An 18,165-nucleotide genomic window follows, 5' to 3' on the forward strand; every position below is an offset into this window, starting at 1 on the left:
TTAAACTCTTCCCTTCTGTTTTGAGAATTTAGCCTATGCATAGATTACCCTAACATAATTTATACAAACATGAAAAAAAGTATAGATGAATTTAAGTGAAAAGCAAAGGTTTTTTTTTAGACTTCTAGGTTTAAAAGAGCTTTTTCTTTTTCATACTAAACTATATATTCCTTTAAATTGCTATAACCTCATTTTAAAAGCCTGTATTTACCTGAATTACCTGTATAAATCTACACATTAAAAAGGCTTAAATAAATGGATTTAGCTCACAAAAACCCTTTTTTAATAAAAAGCACATATCAATCTGGGTACCCTTTAAAACGTAACTTTTTTAGAAACCAAAGGAGTTAACTCATGAGGTGATGACAATGGAAACTGTATTAATTGAACACTTTAAGAAAGCTAGACGCCTTTTTCGCATTCTACTTGTTCTTGCACTTCTATGTACTGTATGTATCGGGATTGCCTATATCAGTATATTTTTATACGCCAAAATTGCCGGTCCACCTACGCTCACTGTCCCGCAAACCGCTATTTTCTATTCCAGCAACGGTAAAGTATTAGACGAATTACATAACGGTGAAAAACGTTATTGGGTACCTCTAGAAAGCGTATCTGACAATATTAAAGAAGCCACATTAGCAGTTGAAGACAAGCGGTTTTATGATCATAATGGCTTTGATATTAAACGGATCGGTGGAGCAATTGTTGCTGATATTAAAGCAATGAGTAAAGTACAAGGTGCTAGCACAATTACGCAGCAGTATGCACGAAATCTTTTTTTAGAACATGATAAAACATGGACAAGGAAATTCCAAGAGGCGCTTTATACTATTCGCCTGGAATTTAACTATGACAAGGATAAAATCTTTGAAGGTTATTTAAATACTATTTACTATGGACACGGCGCCTATGGAGTTGAGGCTGCTTCAAAAACGTATTTTAATAAAAAAGCAAAGGAATTAACGCTAAGTGAAGCTAGTATGCTAGCCGGAATTCCAAAAGGGCCTACTTACTATTCTCCTCTTCTTCATGAAGAAAATGCAAAAGAGCGTCAGCGCATCATTTTAAACTTACTTGTTGACCAAGGAAAAATTTCGCAAAAAGATGCGGATAAAGCATTCGTAACACCTTTGGTATATGCCAAAAAAACACAAGATGAAGCAAATGTGAAGAAACAAGATGCGTCTTATTTCATGAGTGCAGCTTTATCGCAGTTAACAAACGAGCTAGGAATTACAGAGGCGATGATCCATTCAAACGGCTTGCGAATTTACACAACGCTTGATAGTAGCGTACAAAAGAAAGCGGAAGAAGCAATGAATACCGTTATGAATAAAGCTTCTGATATTCAAACAGCATTTGTGGCAATGGATCCAAAAACAGGTGAAATAAAGGCACTAATTGGCGGTAGAGATTACAAGGAAAGCCCATTTAACAGAGCAACTCAAGCTGTGCGCCAGCCTGGCTCTACAATGAAGCCATTTTTATATTATGCTGCTTTAGCAGACGGCTTTACGGAATCTACCGCCATGCAAAGTGAAGAGACAACGTTTACCTTAGATGATGGAGTTTCAACATATAAACCAAGTAACTATAACAGCTATTATGCAAATAATCCGATTACACTAGCACAGGCCATTGCGCTGTCAGACAACATTTATGCTGTTAAAACACATTTATTTATCGGGGAGCACCGATTGGTCGAAACAGCTAAATCATTAGGCATTTCGACTCCGCTGAAGCAGGTACCATCCCTAGCTCTTGGCACATCCCCTGTTCGCGTGATTGATATGGTTAATGCATATGGCATCTTTGCAAACGGTGGTAACGAAATTTCACCAACATTCATTAAGCGAATTGAAACAGCTGATGGAGACATGGTGTATGAAGCACCTCAAGAAAAAAAGAGAATTGTTGACAAGCGATTAGCATTTTTAACAACGCATTTGATGACAGGTATGTTCCAAAAGGAATTAAATGGATATACAACAGTAACAGGAAAGCCAATTTTAAAATACTTGTCAAGAGATTATGCTGGTAAATCCGGTACTACATCGACGGATAGCTGGATGATTGGATACACCCCTCAGCTCGTATCAGGCGTTTGGGTAGGTTATGACCAAGGCAAACAAATTGAACGTGTCGAGGAAAAAGCTTATGCAAAAAAAATGTGGGCATTGTTTATGGAAGATGCACTTGAAGGAAAGAAGAAGCAAGGATTTAAAGCACCTAAAGGGTTAGTTAGCGTAAATATCAACCCTGAGACAGGTGATATCGCAACAAAAGCTTGTTCGAAGAAATACAAAGCATATTATTTAACAGGTACTCAACCGACTACGTATTGTCGAGATAAAGGCGCTTCTGAAGAGAAAAAACAAGCACCAAAGAAGAAGGAAGAAGCGGATGGGTTTTTTCATCGTCTGCGCGATTGGTTTTAAAAAAGGCCCTTGGCATAATGCCAAGGGCCTTTTTCTCATGATAAAGCTTCTTTTAATTCGTCACTAGAACGTTCCCAAATTTCCTTATCATGAGCAGATAGAAAATCTTTTAAGATTGTTTTTGACTTATTATCCATTTCGTCTACCATAATACGGCGCTTCATAGATTTATCCATTTTATTCACATGCTCTGGAAGCGACTTGTATCCACGACGAATCTCACGATCTACCGTCATTTCACATGCCGTTACGCCAGCATAATAAGGGCCTGCTGGATTACGATCAATTGTCACCCAAACAAGCCAATAGAGCTTGCCGTTAGGAACTTCGTCTTTGTTTGGTAAAAACTTAATTCCTTTTTCAACCACGCTCCTTGCATGCATCGCACCGATATCAACAAAAGCTTCTTCGTCTGATGGACACACAAAAACCGGTGAAATGTTCTCTAAGCTTAGTGCTCCAACCCCAAAACCTCCATGTCCATCTGTTGAATCATTCTTAATAATATTAAATCCAATATTTTTCTTTTTTTTCGGTTGATCCATTGTTAAAACGCTCCTTACTTAAGTTAATAACGGTCCCAGAAGTTGCTGAAACAGCTCAACAAAAAATGGGATCCCAATGTCATATATAGGGGCAATAATATAGCGGTCAAGCGGTGTAATAATTAACACTAAAAATAACAAGATTCCCCACGACTCATACTGCGTCATTTTTGCGCGCACTGTGTTTGGAACAAGATCTTCTATGATACGATAGCCATCAAGCGGCGGAAATGGCAGCAGATTAAATAAAAATAAAACAAGATTAATCGTGATAAACAGATTAAAAAATGTATATATTGGCTCTGTATCTAAGCCAAAGCGCAGCACCAAAAACCAACCAAGAACCCCTAAAAATGCAAGCAATAGGTTACTAAGCGGCCCTGCAATTGAAACTAATACACCAGCTAGACGCGGATTCTTGAAGAAAAAACGATTAACAGGTACAGGTTTAGCCCAGCCAAACCCCACGACAAGTAGAAGAATTGTTCCTAGCGGATCTAAATGGGAAAGAGGCGATAGCGTCAACCGCCCTTGTTTCTTTGCCGTCTCGTCTCCAAACTTGTATGCAACAAAAGCATGCGCAAATTCATGTAGCGTAAATGCGATAATTAGCGTAATAGCAACGTACGGAATATATTCAAGCGGAAAAGCTAAAAATTGATTCACTCGCTCTCTCCTTTATAATCATTCTGAATTACAATAATACATCGAGTATACTATAATTTAATTATTTCATCATTAGATGAGGGTGTATTTTTCAATGTAAAAGGACTACACTGAAGAAGACACTGAAGAAAAGGAGTGAAATTATTATGCCATATGTAACGGTAAAAATGCTTGAAGGTCGCACTGAAGATCAAAAAAGAGCTCTTGTTGAGAAAGTAACCGCTGCTGTATCTGAAACAACAGGTGCCCCTTCTGAGAAAATCGCGGTTTTTATTGAAGAAATGTCAAAAAACCACTATGCAGTAAACGGTAAACGCTTAAGCGATCAATAAGATACATATCGTTTATTCATTGAACAAAGCCCTCTGAACCGATGCAGAGGGCTTTTTATTAATGAACACGGTCAAACGTAACCGCTTTTAGATTTTCAATATATGCATATGCTTGTTCAATGTCTTCTTCTGTATAGTTCTGTTTACTCTTTAACGTAAACACTTTTTCACTCACTTCTTCTTTCGATAATCCATCAAAGTATAAAATTGTTGAGACAAGCTCTAAAAACTTTGAAGACTGGTTGTTCATATCCGTCATGACTTCCTGTAAATGGGGTAACTCTAGCTCATAATGGCTTAGAAACTCATTTCCAGCCTGAGTTAGTGCGTATCGGTACTGCATATAGCCCCCCTTATTTTCTTTTAATTCCTGCAAAAAGCCTAGATTACACAATTCTTCTACTCGAAGGGTAAGTTCCTCTGAATACGGACCAAAAAAATGGAAATTATAGCGCTCATAAAAAGGAAACTCTAGCTTTTTTCCAATAAAAATCATTTTTTGGAGCTTTTTTCTCCCTACAATTTCTCCCGCTGCTGAGAACACTTTAATAATCTTTGCGTGATCATTTAACACAGCCCTTCAACTCCTATACTATTTAACTCTAATTACTTTTTAATAGCTGTAAAATTTGGTCTTTCACTTTTCTTTTTGACGATAACTGATCGATTAGATCTTGTGGAAAATAAAGTTTATGATCCGTTCGTTTCTTCCCTGAAATGGACTCAACAATTTCAGACTGTCGCGATAGCTCTCTTACTTCACCGTTTGGCATTAACAAATGGATTGGCAAGCGCTCCTCTTCTTCACCTGGACGATAAAAGTCGTACGGTAAGTCACTGGATGAATCAACAACTAAATAATAATCAGGATCAATTCCAGCTTTTTTAAATAATGTTGTTAGCTCCATCCACATTTTCATTTGGAGGTTTGGATTGAACTCGATATATTTAAAAAGGTTACGGTTCATAAATCTACGACATAAATCTGCTAAAATATTATCTTCTTCATCTTGCCAAGCCTGAAAATAAAACATGACAACAGACTCGTCCAACCTTAAGTACTCTTCTAGTGATATTTCATCTTTAAAAATCGAATAAAAATGAACAGGCGGCTGGCGAAACTCATAGGATTTTTGATGAAGCTCTTTCGCACGATGTAGAATTTTAGTTAAGATGACTTCCGCACTGCGCGTTACAGGATGAAAATAAATTTGCCAATACATTTGATAACGACTCATGATGTAATCCTCAACTGCATGCATACCGCTATGCTTAATGACAGCTTGCTCTTCTTGTGGCCGCATTACGCGCAGAATACGCTCCATATCAAAGTGTCCATAGCTTACCCCTGTATAATAAGCATCACGCTGTAAATAATCCATTCGGTCGGCATCAATTTGGCTTGAAATCAAGCTCACCACCAACTTATTTTTGTACGTTTTCGCAATCACTTCTGCTACCTTTTTTGGAAAATCTGCTCCCGCTTTTTTCAATACACGATTTACTTCTGTATTTCCCAAAATAATTGCTTGAGTAAACTCTTCATGGTCCAGGTGAAATACCTTTTCAAAAGAATGAGAGAATGGACCATGTCCTAAATCGTGTAAAAGTGCCGCACATAAGCAAAGAAGCCTTTCATCGTCGTCCCATTCTGGGCGGTTTCGAAATACGTCATCAATGATTCGACGCACAATCTCATATACACCTAAAGAATGATTAAAACGACTATGTTCAGCACCGTGAAACGTTAAATAGGTTGTTCCTAGCTGACGAATTCGACGTAAACGCTGAAATTCAGATGTACCGATGAGCTCCCAGATTAATCGGTCTCGTACGTGGATATAGCGGTGAACAGGGTCTTTAAATACTTTTTCTTCACTAAGTTTTTCATTTAGATATGCCATTTACATACCTCTCTATCTTGACGTTGTTAGTATGTCTTCTTCGACAAGGTGTTTAAAAATTCCTAGTCAGAATAAAAAATCACCTTTTGCTTAGGACAAAGGTGATTTTATTTTATTTGTTTAGTTTTTTCTCAATTTTTTCAATTAGCTCGTCCTCTGTTGGCGCAGCTACAGGGCGGTTATTTACAAATGCGAATGACTTTTTACGTCCTGGACCACAGTATGATTGACAGCCCACTTTTACATCTGCACATGCATCTATTTTTTGAAGTCGAGGTAACAACGTCTTCACATTTGTTGCCTGACAATCATCACAAATTCTAAATTCATTTGTCATGCTGACACAATCCTTTCAAAAGTGCTTACACATATCTTTTTTGCCTAAAGGGTATTTTACCGTTATTTGCATAGGAGTGCAAGTTTCGAAAAGTGCCAAAATCTATCATACTTCTAGAAAAAATAGTATAACTCTACGCTAATCCGTACATACTAAATACTACAAAACATGGTAGCTACCAATCATATAAAAATGAGGAGTGAAATACGTGAAAGATAGACAAGATGCGTGGACAGAAGAAAATGATTTACTTTTAGCAGAAACGGTTTTAAGACATGTAAGAGAAGGAAGTACCCAATTAAACGCGTTTGAAGAAGTTGGAGATGAACTAAATCGTACGTCTGCGGCTTGCGGATTTCGCTGGAATGCCGTGGTAAGACATCAATATGAAAAAGCGCTCCAGCTCGCGAAAAAACAGCGTAAGCAACGCATGCGTGCCCTTGGACAAGAACAAGGCAAGAAAAAGCTTTTATATACACCACCTACACCAACTATAGAACACGTTACAGAGGAAGTGTACGAGGCAATCCCAGTCTCTGCTCCCACTATAACAGCCAGTAATGATAGTTTATCGATTGACTTAGTCATACGCTATTTAGAAACATTTAGAGGCCAAACTGGAAACATGCAGGCAATTCAACATGAGAATTCTCGTTTACGTAAAGAAAACGATGACTTACACCGCAAAATTCAAGATCTTGAAAAGCAAGTAACGCAGCTTGAAGCAAATGCTACTACTATTCAAGAAGACTATGAAACATTAATGCAAATCATGAACCGTGCCCGCAAGCTGGTGTTATTTGACGAAGAAGACCGATCAGCTACTTCGTTTAAAATGGACCGTAACGGAAATTTAGAAAAGTTAGCTGAATAATGCATCCAAAGGTGGCATCCTTATGCCCCCTTTTTTATTGGAAATAACTTACGCCTTGTCATACTCTGATTCTTAAATATGCTATAATATGTTCGTTTACTTCATAAAGGAGTTATGGAACATGTCTATATATAAATCAAATCTTTTACAACAGCCAACATGGCGCATCATTGATCAATCAAGCTTAGGTCCAGAATTTGATGCAAAGCAATCTTTCGCGATAGATGATACTCTTTGCACAAGTGTTGGAAAGGACGAGTCTCCCGCGACAGTTCGCTCTTGGGTGCATCACGATACAATTGTTCTTGGTATTCAAGACACAAAGCTTCCACGTTTAGCTGAAGGTATTCGCTATTTGCAAGAACAAGGCTATCAACCAATTGTTCGTAATTCTGGAGGACTAGCCGTCGTACTTGATGAAGGTGTTCTAAATATTTCACTTATCTTTCCGGATGCAGAAAAAGGCATTGATATAGACCGAGGATATGATGCGATGTTTGATTTAATTAAAGCAATGTTTGCTGGCTATACAACTGACATTGAAGCAAGAGAAATTGTCGGTTCATACTGTCCAGGAAGCTACGACTTAAGCATCGGTGGTCAAAAATTTGCAGGTATCTCACAGCGCCGTGTACGAGGTGGAGTTGCTGTACAGATTTATCTCTGCGTATCAGGTGATGGAGCCAAAAGAGCTAGTGTTATTAAAGAATTTTACCAAAGAGGCCTAGCAAATACTGAGACAAAGTTTACATATCCAACGATTGTTCCAGAGACAATGGCCTCTCTTTCACAGCTGTTAAACGTTGAGCTAACGGTAAGCGATGTAATGATGCTAACGTTTCAAACATTACAATCCACCGGAGCTTCCTTAGAGATGGTTCCCCTACAAGCAGCAGAACTTGAATTGTTTGACACACAGCTACAACGAATGTATGACCGAAACGAAAAAGCGTTAGGGGCTTTTCTAAATGCATAAAAAAAACGCCGTTAAATGGCGTTTTTTTTATGCGTTTACAGTGCTTGAGCAGCTGTAATTAAAGCTAATTTGTATACATCCTCTTCGTTACAACCACGTGAAAGGTCGTTAACCGGCTTGTTTAAACCTTGAAGAATTGGGCCAACTGCTTCGAAATTACCTAAGCGTTGAGCGATCTTGTATCCAATATTACCAGCTTCAAGACTTGGGAATACAAATACATTTGCATCACCTTTAATATCTGAACCCGGTGCTTTCTTTTCAGCAACAGATGGTACAAATGCTGCGTCAAACTGGAATTCACCGTCTAAAGTTAGGTTTGGTGCCATCTCTTTTGCAATTTTAACAGCATCTGCTACTTTTTCAGTTTCTGGTGATTTAGCTGATCCTTTTGTTGAGAAACTAAGCATTGCAACACGTGGATCTACGTCAAACATGTTAGCTGTGCGTGCACTTTCGATTGCAATTTCAGCTAAATCTTGGCTATTTGGAGCAATATTAATTGCACAATCAGCAAATACGTACTTCTCGTCACCACGAACCATGATGAATACGCCTGATGTTTTTGTTACGCCTTCTCTTGTTTTAATAATTTGTAGCGCTGGACGCACTGTATCAGCTGTTGAATGTGCAGCTCCGCTTACAAGGCCATCTGCTTTGCCCATATGAACAAGCATTGTGCCAAAGTAATTTTCGTCTAATAAAATTTTACGCGCTGCTTCTTCAGTCGCTTTTCCTTTACGGCGCTCTACAAATGCAGCTACCATTTCATCAAATCCATCATAATTATGAGGATCAAAGATTTGCACTCCATCTAAAATTACGTTCAAGCTTTTTGCTTTAGCCTGTACTTCTTCTTCGTTTCCAATAACGATTGGCGTTACAACTTTATCTGCAGCTAAACGAGCTACCGCTCCAAGAATACGCTCATCTAAACCTTCTGGAAATACGATTGATACATTGCTTGCAGATACCTTTTCTTTTAAACCAGTAAATAAATTGCTCAAACTAAGTCCTCCTCAATATGTTAAAAAACAGTTTCCATGTAATAGGATACTCCACTTCGAAAAAAAATCAAAGGCATGTCCTTTAACAATTTGATAACAGTAAAAAGTCTTTAAATTTCTAAAATTCAATTAAATATACTTTCAACTTCCCTTTTAGCATAGCGTAAATTGTGCTTTTTTAATCACAATTCATGAGTTTTTCAATCCAAGCATTCGGATAAACTATGATATAGTAAAACTAGAAGTCATTATACTGTAGTTTAGGAGTGAAAGAATATGGCAGAAGCAGCTCAAACACTGGATGGATGGTACGCTCTTCATGATTTTCGAACAATCAATTGGACAGCATGGAAACAGCTATCAAACGAAGAACGCGAAACCGCTATTCATGAATTTTTAGCCTTAACAGAAAAGTGGACAAGTACGGAAAATGCAGCTGAAGGAAGTCATGCACTATATAGTATTGTCGGTCAAAAAGCAGATTTTATGATCATGCTTGTACGTCCAACGATGGAAGAACTAAATGAAATTGAAAATGAATTCAATAAAACAAAGCTAGCAGAATTCACTGTCCCAGCTTATTCATATGTATCTGTTGTTGAGTTAAGTAACTACTTACCAGCAGGTGAAGATCCATATGAAAATCCGCACATTCGTGCACGCTTATACCCAACTCTTCCAAAATCGAAGTATGTTTGCTTCTATCCAATGGATAAGCGTCGTCAAGGTGACGACAACTGGTACATGTTGCCGATGGAAGAGCGCCGTAGCTTAATGCGCAGTCACGGTATGATTGGCCGTCAATATGCAGGTAAAGTGAAGCAAATTATTACAGGCTCTGTTGGCTTTGATGACTATGAATGGGGCGTTACGTTATTCGCTGATGACGTATTACAATTTAAAAAACTCGTATATGAAATGAGATTTGATGAAGTAAGTGCACGCTATGGAGAGTTTGGTAGTTTCTTCGTTGGGAACTTACTTGAAGTCGATCGATTCAATCACTTTCTTTCAGTCTAATCCTATGCTTCCTCTCTTATAAGGGGAAGCATTTTTTATGCCCTTTTAATGGTCATATTCTCTCTTTTTATTCATATACATACAATAGCGTCACAGGTAAGCGAGGTGAGGAAATGGCGGTTGTCGCGCACACCGAAGAAGATGTTAAGCTTCTAGCCAGACTCCTGCGAGCTGAAGCTGAAGGTGAAGGAAAACAAGGAATGCTTCTTGTAGGTAACGTGGGTGTGAACCGAGCAAGAGCTTCTTGTTTAGACTTTAAAGATATTCGAACCATCAGACAGATGGTCTTCCAAAGCCCTGGAGGTTTTGAAGCCACGCAAAAAGGATATTTTTATCAGCGTGCACGGCAAGCAGATATTGATTTAGCTCGCCGTGTATTAAGAGGAGAAAGATTTTCACCAGCTACAAATTCTTTATGGTTTTTTAAACCAGGTGGCAACTGTCCCGCTACATGGTATAACCAACCAAACACTGGAAGGTTCAAGTCTCATTGCTTTTTTGCACCAACTCAAGCGGATTGTCCGAGTGTTTACTAAATACATGTAGAATTAAAGGAGGGTACTATGAAAAAACCAAAAGGTAACCAAAATCAGACCCAGCCTTATATGCAAAACCCATATATGAGCTATAACTATCCTTACTATACGCCTTATCAACAGCAACAAGGAGGTGGTGGAGGTCAGCAACAAAGTCCATCGGGACAAATGCCGCCTCAAATTCCATCGGGAGGTTCCGGTGCTCCTCAAGACCCTGGCCAGCTACCAATAGAAGAGTCATATATTGAAAACATTTTGCGTTTAAATCGCGGAAAAATTGCAACGGTTTACATGACATTTGAAAATAATAATCAATGGAATGCTAAAGTCTTCAAAGGTATCATTGAAGCTGCTGGGCGTGACCACTTAATCTTAAGCGACCCACAAACAGGGAAGCGTTACTTACTATTAATGGTTTACTTAGATTACATTACGTTCGATGAGGAAATTCAGTATACCTATCCCTTTAATGGTGGCGGACCACCATTAAGCAATTACTCACCTCGTTAAAAAAAGGCCTCTAGCTTTAAGCTAGAGGCCTTTTTTCACCATTTCAACGCTGCAATAACAATTAATACCCAAGCTGTGATGAATGCTACCCCGCCTAAAGGTGTGATAGCTCCTAATACCTTGATTCCAGACGTACTTAAAACATATAAGCTACCTGAAAATAATACAATACCACCCATCATCAACCAACCTGACGTTGACAACAACGTTGACTGAGGAGCCTTTGCAAGTAAGAAAGCGACTACAAATAAGCCGATAGCATGGAACATATGATATTGAACACCTGTTTTCCATACTTCTAAATATTTTTCCGATATCTTGCCTTCTAATCCATGAGCTCCGAATGCACCTAAAGCAACAGCTAAAGCTGCATTGATAGCACCTAAAATAACAAAGATTTTCATGTTCCTACCCCTTTTTTAAAAATCAAATAAGCTATCTCCGTTAGCATCGTCTGAAGCAAGCTTTTCCCCTTCAAAATTTTGCCTAGATGATTGAATGATTTGTTGTTGCATCGAAGGCTGAGCTTGAATTTGTGAAGGCATGACAACGCTTGATGGAGCTGTTGATTTGACTGAAGAAGATGAATTTCCGTCAGCTAATGCCAGTTCACATAATGTTTTAATTGCGATTAATTGATCCCTCACGCGAGCAGAATGATGCGCTTCTTGTTTCGCTTTTGCTAACTCCGCACTCATTTTATCTAATAGCTGTTCTAACTTTATTTCCATCATTTCACCTCTTTTACTTTGCCTATTGCGAATCTAATCTGTTTATAGTTTATCAAAAATTCATAAGTTGAGCGATGATTCAATTGTAGTTCGCTAAATGTTCACGATTTGATGTTATCAATTTGCCAGTCAATTGGTGTACAATCATTTTCTTGTAAAAAATTATTTGTTAAGAGAAAATGATTATTACCAAAGAATCCACGATTTGCAGAAAATGGACTTGGATGAGGACTTTCTAAAATTAAATGATGTTTTCCCGTAATCAAGCTTTTCTTGGCTTGCGCATGCTTACCCCAAAGTAAAAAAACCACGGGCTCCTCTTTTTGAGCAACCAGTTCAATAATACGGTCTGTGAAAATCTCCCAACCTTGTCCTTTATGGGAGTTCGGCTGGCTGCGTCGAACAGTTAATACCGTATTTAAAAGCAATACCCCTTGCTTAGCCCATTTAGTCAAGTATCCATTATTAGGAATTTCACATCCTAGCTCCTGATGTAATTCTTTATAAATGTTTACAAGTGAAGGTGGAGTTTTTACTCCAGGCTGAACGGAAAAGCTTAACCCGTGAGCTTGACCAGGTCCATGATAAGGGTCTTGACCCAATAATAAAACTTTAACATCCTTGTAAGGAGTATAATGTAGAGCGTTAAAAATATCATATCGGTCAGGATATATAGTTTCGCTATTATATTCATTCACAAGAAACTGCCTCAGTTGAATATAATATTCCTTTTCGAATTCCGCCTTTAATAACTCATTCCAATCATTTTTTAAAATAGACATATCGTTCATCCCTTTCATATTTAGTCATTATGTAATTCTTCATTCTTTTGTTATTGTACCTAAACTGCATGCTTTCAGTGAATAACACATTATAATCACCATATTTCTCCAGTTAAAGTCATGTTCAAGTTGCTTTTGTATACACTATAAAGAGTGCATCTTTTCCTATTAAGGAGGGGTTTATATGATAATTGCTAGTCCCCGCCAAGTGGATGTCACATACGGATTAGGAATTACACCTACCGAACCGATGATTCCTCGAAAATATACCATTTTCCCATCTCATCAATCGTCAATACCGTCCATTTACGTCGGTTTAGAATTTGCCTATGATCATATTAGTAAAAGTCGTAACGAATGCTTGGCTTCTTTTTTATTCAATAAAGGATTCTACTCACTGTCACTTTATTTTTATATTGACCATACTATTTCAGAAGATACAGCACTAGAGCGTTATATGCATCTTTTAGAAATTTTGCCGCTTTATTTAAATACCCTATATCATTCTGAAAAAGCATTCTTTCAAAGGCATCCTCTGCTAGAACATTGTCCTATTTTTTTATATATTGACTCTGCCCATTCTTTTTTAGATCGTAAAAAATCATTAGGTGCATTATATCAATACAAATAGCGCTTTCAAAACATTGCTACTGCCGTTTAATTGGCGTAGCTTTTTTCATTTACCAAACAAAATACTTTTAAACTCATGCAAAACATGGAATAATAACTACAAATCATATAGATTTGCTTTACCATTTATAAATCGTTACAATTTTATATTAGATATATTAGCTTAAACTAAACGTAATTTTGATAAAGAGAGGGTCTAGAAGCAATGACAAATGAACAGCCAAAATCAATTATTGTAATTTTTGGAGCTACAGGTGATTTAGCAAAACGTAAACTATTTCCATCTATTTTCCGCTTATATAGAGAAAATAAACTATCCGAAGATTTTGCAGTTGTTGGAGTAGCCAGAAGACCATGGACAAACGAAGAGTTACGTGAAAACGTTAAAAAGTCTGTTGGTAATCTGCAAACAGAAGACGCTGATATTGATACGTTTGCTTCACACTTCTACTACCAGCCATTTGATGTTACAAACGTAGAATCATATCAAGAGTTAAAAACATTAACGGAAGAGCTTGATACACAATACAATGTTCCTGGAAACCGTATTTTCTATTTAGCAATGGCCCCAGAATTCTTTGGAACAATTGCGTCTAATTTAAAAAATGAAGGTTTAACAGCTACTGAAGGTTGGAGCCGCCTTGTAATTGAAAAGCCATTTGGTCACGATTATGAATCTGCTAAAGAGCTTAACGAGCAAATTCGTCACGCTTTCTCTGAAGATCAAATTTATCGTATTGACCACTACCTTGGAAAAGAAATGGTTCAAAACATTGAAGTAATTCGCTTTGCAAATGCGCTATTTGAGCCTCTTTGGAACAACCAATATATTTCAAACATCCAAATTACATCAAGTGAAACGCTTGGTGTAGAAGATCGTGGACGCTATTATGAATCTTCAGGTGCACTACGCGACATGGTTCAAAACCATATTTTACAAATGGTTGCTCTATTAGCTATGGAGCCACCAATTAAACTTACACCAGAAGAAATTCGTAGCGAAAAAGTAAAAGTATTACGTGCGCTTCGTTCAATGTCAACGGATGAGGTAGATCAATACTTTGTACGCGGCCAGTACGGAAAAGGGATTGTGGAAGAAAACGAAGTAATTGGCTACCGTGAAGAAAATTCTGTGGATGAAGAGTCTAATACTGCAACGTTTGTTTCAGGTAAACTAATGATTGACAACTTTAGATGGGCTGGTGTACCAATTTATATTCGTACAGGTAAACGCATGAAAGAAAAAGCAACAACTATTGTTGTTCAGTTTAAAGATTTACCAATGAACTTATACTTCAATCGTGGTAAGGATATTCATCCTAACCTACTTGTTATTCATATTCAACCAGAAGAAGGGATTACTCTTCATTTAAATGCGCGTAAAACACCAGGAGCAACAGCTTCTACGCCAATTAACCTTAACTACTGCAATAACTGCGGAGATAAGATGAATACGCCAGAAGCTTATGAACGCTTAATTTACGATTGCATGCTTGGAGATGCGACAAACTTTACACACTGGGATGAAGTTGCTCTATCATGGAAATTTGTTGATACTATCTCAGAAGCTTGGGAGCAAAATAAAGCAACAGACTTCCCGAACTATGAATCAGGTTCAATGGGACCAAAAGCATCGGATGCTCTTCTTGCTGAAGAAGGCTTCCAGTGGTGGCCTGTTGGGGAAGGCAACTTCTCAAACAATAAATAATGAAAGCAAAAACGCAGCGAAATATTCGCTGCGTTTTTATTCGACAAATGCTTTGTCGAATAGAAAAAGCGGGTTGCTGTCAAAAGCAACCCGCTTTCTTATTCATTATTTTTATTTTAACCACTCTGTGTGGAATACGCCTTCTTTGTCAATACGTTGGTACGTATGAGCTCCAAAGTAGTCGCGTTGTGCTTGTAAAAGGTTGGCTGGAAGTGTTTCTGTACGGTAGCTGTCATAGTAAGCTAACGCGCTTGAGAAACTTGGTACTGGAATACCTTGTTTAACTGCGATTGAAATCACTTCACGAAGCGCAGATTGATATCCTTCTACGATATCTTTGAAATACGGATCTAACAATAAGTTTGTTAAGTCTGCATCACGATCGTATGCTTCTTTAATCTTTTGTAGGAATTGTGCACGAATGATGCAACCACCGCGGAAGATCATCGCAATATCGCCATATTGTAGATTCCAATCATACTCTTCAGACGCAGCTTTCATTTGAGCGAATCCTTGTGCGTATGAACAAATTTTACTCATATATAGCGCTTTTCGAATTGCTTCGATTAGCTCTGTTTTATCGCCTTCATAAGAAGTTGTTTCTGGACCACTTAATACTTTGCTTGCTTTTACACGCTCTTCTTTCATTGCTGAAATAAAACGGGCAAATACAGACTCTGTGATAATTGGTAGAGGCACACCTAAGTCTAATGAGCTTTGGCTTGTCCATTTACCAGTACCTTTTTGTCCTGCTGTATCTAAGATCACGTCAACAAGCGGCTTGCCTGTCTCGTCATCTTTCTTTGTAAAGATATCAGCTGTAATTTCGATAAGGTAGCTATCTAATTCTCCTTTGTTCCACTCAGCAAATACCTCGTGTAATTCATCTGCTTCTAAACCTAAAACGTTTTTCATAATGAAGTACGCTTCAGAAATCAGCTGCATATCGCCATATTCAATTCCGTTATGAACCATTTTTACATAGTGCCCTGCACCATTTGGTCCGATGTATGTGCAGCAGTCATCTCCTTCTACTTTAGCAGAGATAGACTTTAAGATTGGCTCTACTAGCTTATAAGCTTCTTTTTGACCACCAGGCATGATTGAAGGACCTTTTAATGCGCCTTCTTCTCCGCCTGAAACGCCTGTACCAACAAAGTTAATACCAAGCTCTTCTAATTCTTTATTTCGACGAATTGTATCTTGGAAGAATGTGTTACCACCGTCAATTAAAATATCGCCTTTTTCAAGGTATGGTTTTAACGAATCAATTGTTGCATCTGTTGCTGCACCAGCTTTAACCATTAATAAAATTTTACGTGGTTTTTCAAGAGAATTAACAAACTCTTCGACACTGTATGTACCAACAAAGTTTTTACCTTCTGCCTCGGATTTTAAAAACTCTTCTGTTTTCTCCGGTGAACGGTTGTAAACAGATACTGAATAGCCTCTGCTTTCAATGTTTAGCGCAAGGTTTTTTCCCATAACCGCTAAGCCAATAACACCAATTTGCTGCTTTGTCATGTTCTCTCTTCCCTTCGTTTTTTAATATGAATTAGTCACTTTAATCTTAACTGAACCACACAAAAACATTCAAGCTAGAAGCAGCAACCTTCATATCATGTATTATACATATCTGTATAGTACCACGGTTTTATTTAAAAAAAAACGAAAGCGCCTGCTTATGCAGACGCTTTTTTGATATCAGCTTGCTTTTTTCATTGTTGCTACTTTGTAATGATTTTCAAAATAATCATTTGTTTCATGAACAACAACTTTATATAACAACACAAGAGCAATTAAGTTTGGAATCATCATCAGTGCATTCGCCATATCTGCAAATGCCCAAACAACCGTTAAGTTTGCTACTGCCCCAAGGCCACAAGCCGCTACATAAATTGCACGATAAAGACCTGTTGCTTTTGTGCCAAATAAATATTCAAAACATTTTTCTCCGTATACATACCAACCTACAATTGTTGAGAATCCGAAGAAAATAACAGAAAATGCAACAATATATTCCCCAATTTTGCCTAAAGATGCGGCAAAGGCTGCTGAAGTTAAGGCTCCTCCATCTAAGTTAGCGTTGTGCGCCACACCAGAGATAGCTCCTCCTGTTGGGTCCCAGAACCCTGTAATAATTAGTACTAAACCTGTCATTGTACAAACAACGATAGTAACAATAAATGTACCTGTCATCGCCACAAGGGCTTGTTTAACCGGATGATCTGAACGAGCATTCCCTGCAATTAAAGCAGCCGTTCCTAAACCTGCTTCATTTGAGAAGATTCCACGTGATACTCCGCTACGAATTGCTTCAGAAACCGCAATCCCAACAAATCCACTTGTTGCAGCTACTGGTGAAAATGCATATTCGAAAATCAATGCAAATGATGGAATAATTTTATCAACATTTAAGAAAATAATTAATAGTGAACCAGCAATGTATAGTAAAGCCATCAGCGGTACAAAAACCCCTGCCACTGTACTAATACGCTGAATACCACCAAAGATAATTAAAGTTGTTAAAACAGCTAATACAATCCCTGTTATAATGCCACTAATCCCAAAACTTTCGTCTACAACGCTTGCAATTGTATTAGACTGAACGCTGTTTCCGATACCTAATGCGGCAAAGGCTCCAAAAAGAGCAAATGCGATAGCTAAAATTTTAAACTTTGGTCCTAACCCTCTTTCGACATAATACATCGGACCACCTGAATATTCACCTTTATCATTTTTCACACGGAATTTCATTGCTAATAAGGCTTCAGCATACTTTGTAGCCATTCCCAGTAACCCTACAATCCACATCCAGAAGATTGCCCCTGGTCCACCTAGCGTGATGGCTGTTGCTACACCAGCAATATTACCGTTACCAATTGTTGCAGCTAAAGCTGTCATCAAAGCTTTAAAGTTACTTACATCACCTTCAGCCTTTGCATCTTCTTCCTTTTCTTTTGTAAATCCTAATTTGAACGCATACATCAACTTACGGAACTGTAGGCCTCTTAATGCAAAGGTTAAAAATAAGCCTGTCCCAAATAAAAGAATTAAGCTAGGTGTTCCCCAAAGAACTCCATTGATTTTCCCTAAAATATCTAGAATGTCCATTGATGTTTCCTCCCCATCTGTTAGCGCTTACATTCTAAATAAGCTCTAATAA

The 18,165-nt window shown here is 37.9% G+C and carries 20 protein-coding genes; 9 read left to right on the forward strand and 11 right to left on the reverse strand.

Annotation, left to right across the window (positions count from 1 at the left end; genetic code table 11):
* Positions 1–368 precede the first annotated feature (368 nt).
* On the forward strand, positions 369–2,441 hold the full coding sequence (locus tag EPL02_RS09490) for a transglycosylase domain-containing protein (protein WP_131887546.1): 2,073 nt from the start codon (positions 369–371) through the stop codon (positions 2,439–2,441).
* 35 nt (positions 2,442–2,476) lie between these two features.
* Here the strand turns inward: EPL02_RS09490 and EPL02_RS09495 are convergent, their stop codons facing one another.
* Entirely contained in the window at positions 2,477–2,986 is a 510-nt protein-coding gene (locus tag EPL02_RS09495) for a YwhD family protein (protein WP_131887547.1), read from the reverse strand.
* A gap of 18 nt (positions 2,987–3,004) precedes the next feature.
* Complete coding sequence (locus EPL02_RS09500; RefSeq protein ID WP_094911002.1) at positions 3,005–3,652, reverse strand: site-2 protease family protein; 648 nt, start codon at positions 3,650–3,652, stop codon at positions 3,005–3,007.
* Positions 3,653–3,798: 146 nt separating this feature from the next.
* Between EPL02_RS09500 and EPL02_RS09505 the strand changes: the two genes are divergently transcribed.
* On the forward strand, positions 3,799–3,984 hold the full coding sequence (locus tag EPL02_RS09505; RefSeq protein ID WP_025908713.1) for a 2-hydroxymuconate tautomerase: 186 nt from the start codon (positions 3,799–3,801) through the stop codon (positions 3,982–3,984).
* 58 nt (positions 3,985–4,042) lie between these two features.
* Here EPL02_RS09505 and EPL02_RS09510 read toward each other — a convergent pair whose 3' ends face one another.
* The 3 genes from EPL02_RS09510 to EPL02_RS09520 form a co-directional block, all read right to left on the reverse strand.
* A complete protein-coding gene (locus EPL02_RS09510) occupies positions 4,043–4,558 on the reverse strand; it encodes a YwgA family protein (RefSeq protein WP_094911001.1) in 516 nt (171 codons plus the stop codon).
* 28 nt (positions 4,559–4,586) lie between these two features.
* Entirely contained in the window at positions 4,587–5,888 is a 1,302-nt protein-coding gene (locus EPL02_RS09515; RefSeq protein ID WP_131887548.1) for an HD domain-containing protein, read from the reverse strand.
* Between the two features lie 112 nt (positions 5,889–6,000).
* Complete coding sequence (locus EPL02_RS09520; protein ID WP_094910999.1) at positions 6,001–6,225, reverse strand: YuzB family protein; 225 nt, start codon at positions 6,223–6,225, stop codon at positions 6,001–6,003.
* A 208-nt stretch (positions 6,226–6,433) separates the two neighbouring features.
* Here EPL02_RS09520 and EPL02_RS09525 point away from each other — a divergent pair, with 208 nt between their 5' ends.
* Both EPL02_RS09525 and lipL read left to right on the forward strand, forming a co-directional pair.
* Positions 6,434–7,099, forward strand: coding sequence for an RsfA family transcriptional regulator (locus EPL02_RS09525; protein ID WP_094910998.1), 666 nt, complete (start codon positions 6,434–6,436; stop codon positions 7,097–7,099).
* 121 nt (positions 7,100–7,220) lie between these two features.
* Complete coding sequence (lipL, locus tag EPL02_RS09530) at positions 7,221–8,075, forward strand: octanoyl-[GcvH]:protein N-octanoyltransferase (RefSeq protein ID WP_131887549.1); 855 nt, start codon at positions 7,221–7,223, stop codon at positions 8,073–8,075.
* Positions 8,076–8,110: 35 nt separating this feature from the next.
* Here lipL and pta read toward each other — a convergent pair whose 3' ends face one another.
* Positions 8,111–9,082 carry a phosphate acetyltransferase gene (pta, locus tag EPL02_RS09535; RefSeq protein WP_094910996.1) on the reverse strand — a complete coding sequence of 324 codons (972 nt, stop codon included), beginning with the start codon at positions 9,080–9,082 and terminating at the stop codon, positions 8,111–8,113.
* Between the two features lie 276 nt (positions 9,083–9,358).
* On the opposite strand from pta, the gene hemQ reads away from it, so the two are divergent.
* The 3 genes from hemQ (at position 9,359) to gerQ (ending at position 11,148) form a co-directional block, all read left to right on the forward strand.
* A complete protein-coding gene (gene hemQ, locus EPL02_RS09540) occupies positions 9,359–10,102 on the forward strand; it encodes a hydrogen peroxide-dependent heme synthase (protein WP_094910995.1) in 744 nt (247 codons plus the stop codon).
* A gap of 113 nt (positions 10,103–10,215) precedes the next feature.
* Complete coding sequence (locus EPL02_RS09545) at positions 10,216–10,638, forward strand: cell wall hydrolase (protein ID WP_094910994.1); 423 nt, start codon at positions 10,216–10,218, stop codon at positions 10,636–10,638.
* A gap of 27 nt (positions 10,639–10,665) precedes the next feature.
* Positions 10,666–11,148 carry a spore coat protein GerQ gene (gerQ, locus tag EPL02_RS09550; protein ID WP_094910993.1) on the forward strand — a complete coding sequence of 161 codons (483 nt, stop codon included), beginning with the start codon at positions 10,666–10,668 and terminating at the stop codon, positions 11,146–11,148.
* A 35-nt stretch (positions 11,149–11,183) separates the two neighbouring features.
* Here gerQ and EPL02_RS09555 read toward each other — a convergent pair whose 3' ends face one another.
* The 3 genes from EPL02_RS09555 to EPL02_RS09565 all read right to left on the reverse strand — a co-directional run bounded on the left by EPL02_RS09555 (position 11,184) and on the right by EPL02_RS09565 (position 12,661).
* On the reverse strand, positions 11,184–11,552 hold the full coding sequence (locus EPL02_RS09555; protein WP_094910992.1) for a DUF423 domain-containing protein: 369 nt from the start codon (positions 11,550–11,552) through the stop codon (positions 11,184–11,186).
* Between the two features lie 15 nt (positions 11,553–11,567).
* Positions 11,568–11,879: a YwdI family protein gene (locus tag EPL02_RS09560; RefSeq protein ID WP_094910991.1), complete on the reverse strand. Its 312-nt coding sequence runs from the start codon at positions 11,877–11,879 to the stop codon at positions 11,568–11,570.
* A gap of 101 nt (positions 11,880–11,980) precedes the next feature.
* Positions 11,981–12,661, reverse strand: a complete 681-nt coding sequence (locus EPL02_RS09565) for a uracil-DNA glycosylase (protein WP_094910990.1) — start codon at positions 12,659–12,661, stop codon at positions 11,981–11,983.
* 184 nt (positions 12,662–12,845) lie between these two features.
* On the opposite strand from EPL02_RS09565, the gene EPL02_RS09570 reads away from it, so the two are divergent.
* A complete protein-coding gene (locus EPL02_RS09570) occupies positions 12,846–13,292 on the forward strand; it encodes a staygreen family protein (RefSeq protein WP_094910989.1) in 447 nt (148 codons plus the stop codon).
* A 204-nt stretch (positions 13,293–13,496) separates the two neighbouring features.
* Positions 13,497–14,999, forward strand: a complete 1,503-nt coding sequence (gene zwf, locus EPL02_RS09575) for a glucose-6-phosphate dehydrogenase (RefSeq protein ID WP_094910988.1) — start codon at positions 13,497–13,499, stop codon at positions 14,997–14,999.
* Positions 15,000–15,110: 111 nt separating this feature from the next.
* On the opposite strand, the gene gndA is transcribed toward zwf, so the two are convergent.
* Together gndA and EPL02_RS09585 are read right to left on the reverse strand one after the other, a co-directional pair.
* Complete coding sequence (gene gndA, locus EPL02_RS09580) at positions 15,111–16,523, reverse strand: NADP-dependent phosphogluconate dehydrogenase (protein WP_094910987.1); 1,413 nt, start codon at positions 16,521–16,523, stop codon at positions 15,111–15,113.
* A gap of 180 nt (positions 16,524–16,703) precedes the next feature.
* Entirely contained in the window at positions 16,704–18,113 is a 1,410-nt protein-coding gene (locus tag EPL02_RS09585) for an alanine/glycine:cation symporter family protein (RefSeq protein WP_205687707.1), read from the reverse strand.
* Positions 18,114–18,165 lie beyond the last annotated feature (52 nt).

Source organism: Bacillus sp. CBEL-1 (assembly GCF_004348885.1).
In the GTDB taxonomy this organism is placed as follows: Bacteria; Bacillota; Bacilli; order Bacillales; family Bacillaceae_H; genus Priestia; species Priestia aryabhattai_A.

Coding starts and splice junctions, on each gene's coding strand:
- gerQ (WP_094910993.1), top strand. CDS start 10,666: ATGAAAAAACCAAAAGGTAACCAAAATCAGACCCAGCCTTATATGCAA.
- EPL02_RS09515 (WP_131887548.1), bottom strand. CDS start 5,888: ATGGCATATCTAAATGAAAAACTTAGTGAAGAAAAAGTATTTAAAGAC.
- EPL02_RS09560 (WP_094910991.1), bottom strand. CDS start 11,879: ATGGAAATAAAGTTAGAACAGCTATTAGATAAAATGAGTGCGGAGTTA.
- gndA (WP_094910987.1), bottom strand. CDS start 16,523: ATGACAAAGCAGCAAATTGGTGTTATTGGCTTAGCGGTTATGGGAAAA.
- EPL02_RS09490 (WP_131887546.1), top strand. CDS start 369: ATGGAAACTGTATTAATTGAACACTTTAAGAAAGCTAGACGCCTTTTT.
- hemQ (WP_094910995.1), top strand. CDS start 9,359: ATGGCAGAAGCAGCTCAAACACTGGATGGATGGTACGCTCTTCATGAT.
- lipL (WP_131887549.1), top strand. CDS start 7,221: ATGTCTATATATAAATCAAATCTTTTACAACAGCCAACATGGCGCATC.
- EPL02_RS09520 (WP_094910999.1), bottom strand. CDS start 6,225: ATGACAAATGAATTTAGAATTTGTGATGATTGTCAGGCAACAAATGTG.
- EPL02_RS09585 (WP_205687707.1), bottom strand. CDS start 18,113: ATGGACATTCTAGATATTTTAGGGAAAATCAATGGAGTTCTTTGGGGA.
- EPL02_RS09565 (WP_094910990.1), bottom strand. CDS start 12,661: ATGTCTATTTTAAAAAATGATTGGAATGAGTTATTAAAGGCGGAATTC.
- EPL02_RS09570 (WP_094910989.1), top strand. CDS start 12,846: ATGATAATTGCTAGTCCCCGCCAAGTGGATGTCACATACGGATTAGGA.
- zwf (WP_094910988.1), top strand. CDS start 13,497: ATGACAAATGAACAGCCAAAATCAATTATTGTAATTTTTGGAGCTACA.
- EPL02_RS09505 (WP_025908713.1), top strand. CDS start 3,799: ATGCCATATGTAACGGTAAAAATGCTTGAAGGTCGCACTGAAGATCAA.
- EPL02_RS09545 (WP_094910994.1), top strand. CDS start 10,216: ATGGCGGTTGTCGCGCACACCGAAGAAGATGTTAAGCTTCTAGCCAGA.
- EPL02_RS09495 (WP_131887547.1), bottom strand. CDS start 2,986: ATGGATCAACCGAAAAAAAAGAAAAATATTGGATTTAATATTATTAAG.
- EPL02_RS09555 (WP_094910992.1), bottom strand. CDS start 11,552: ATGAAAATCTTTGTTATTTTAGGTGCTATCAATGCAGCTTTAGCTGTT.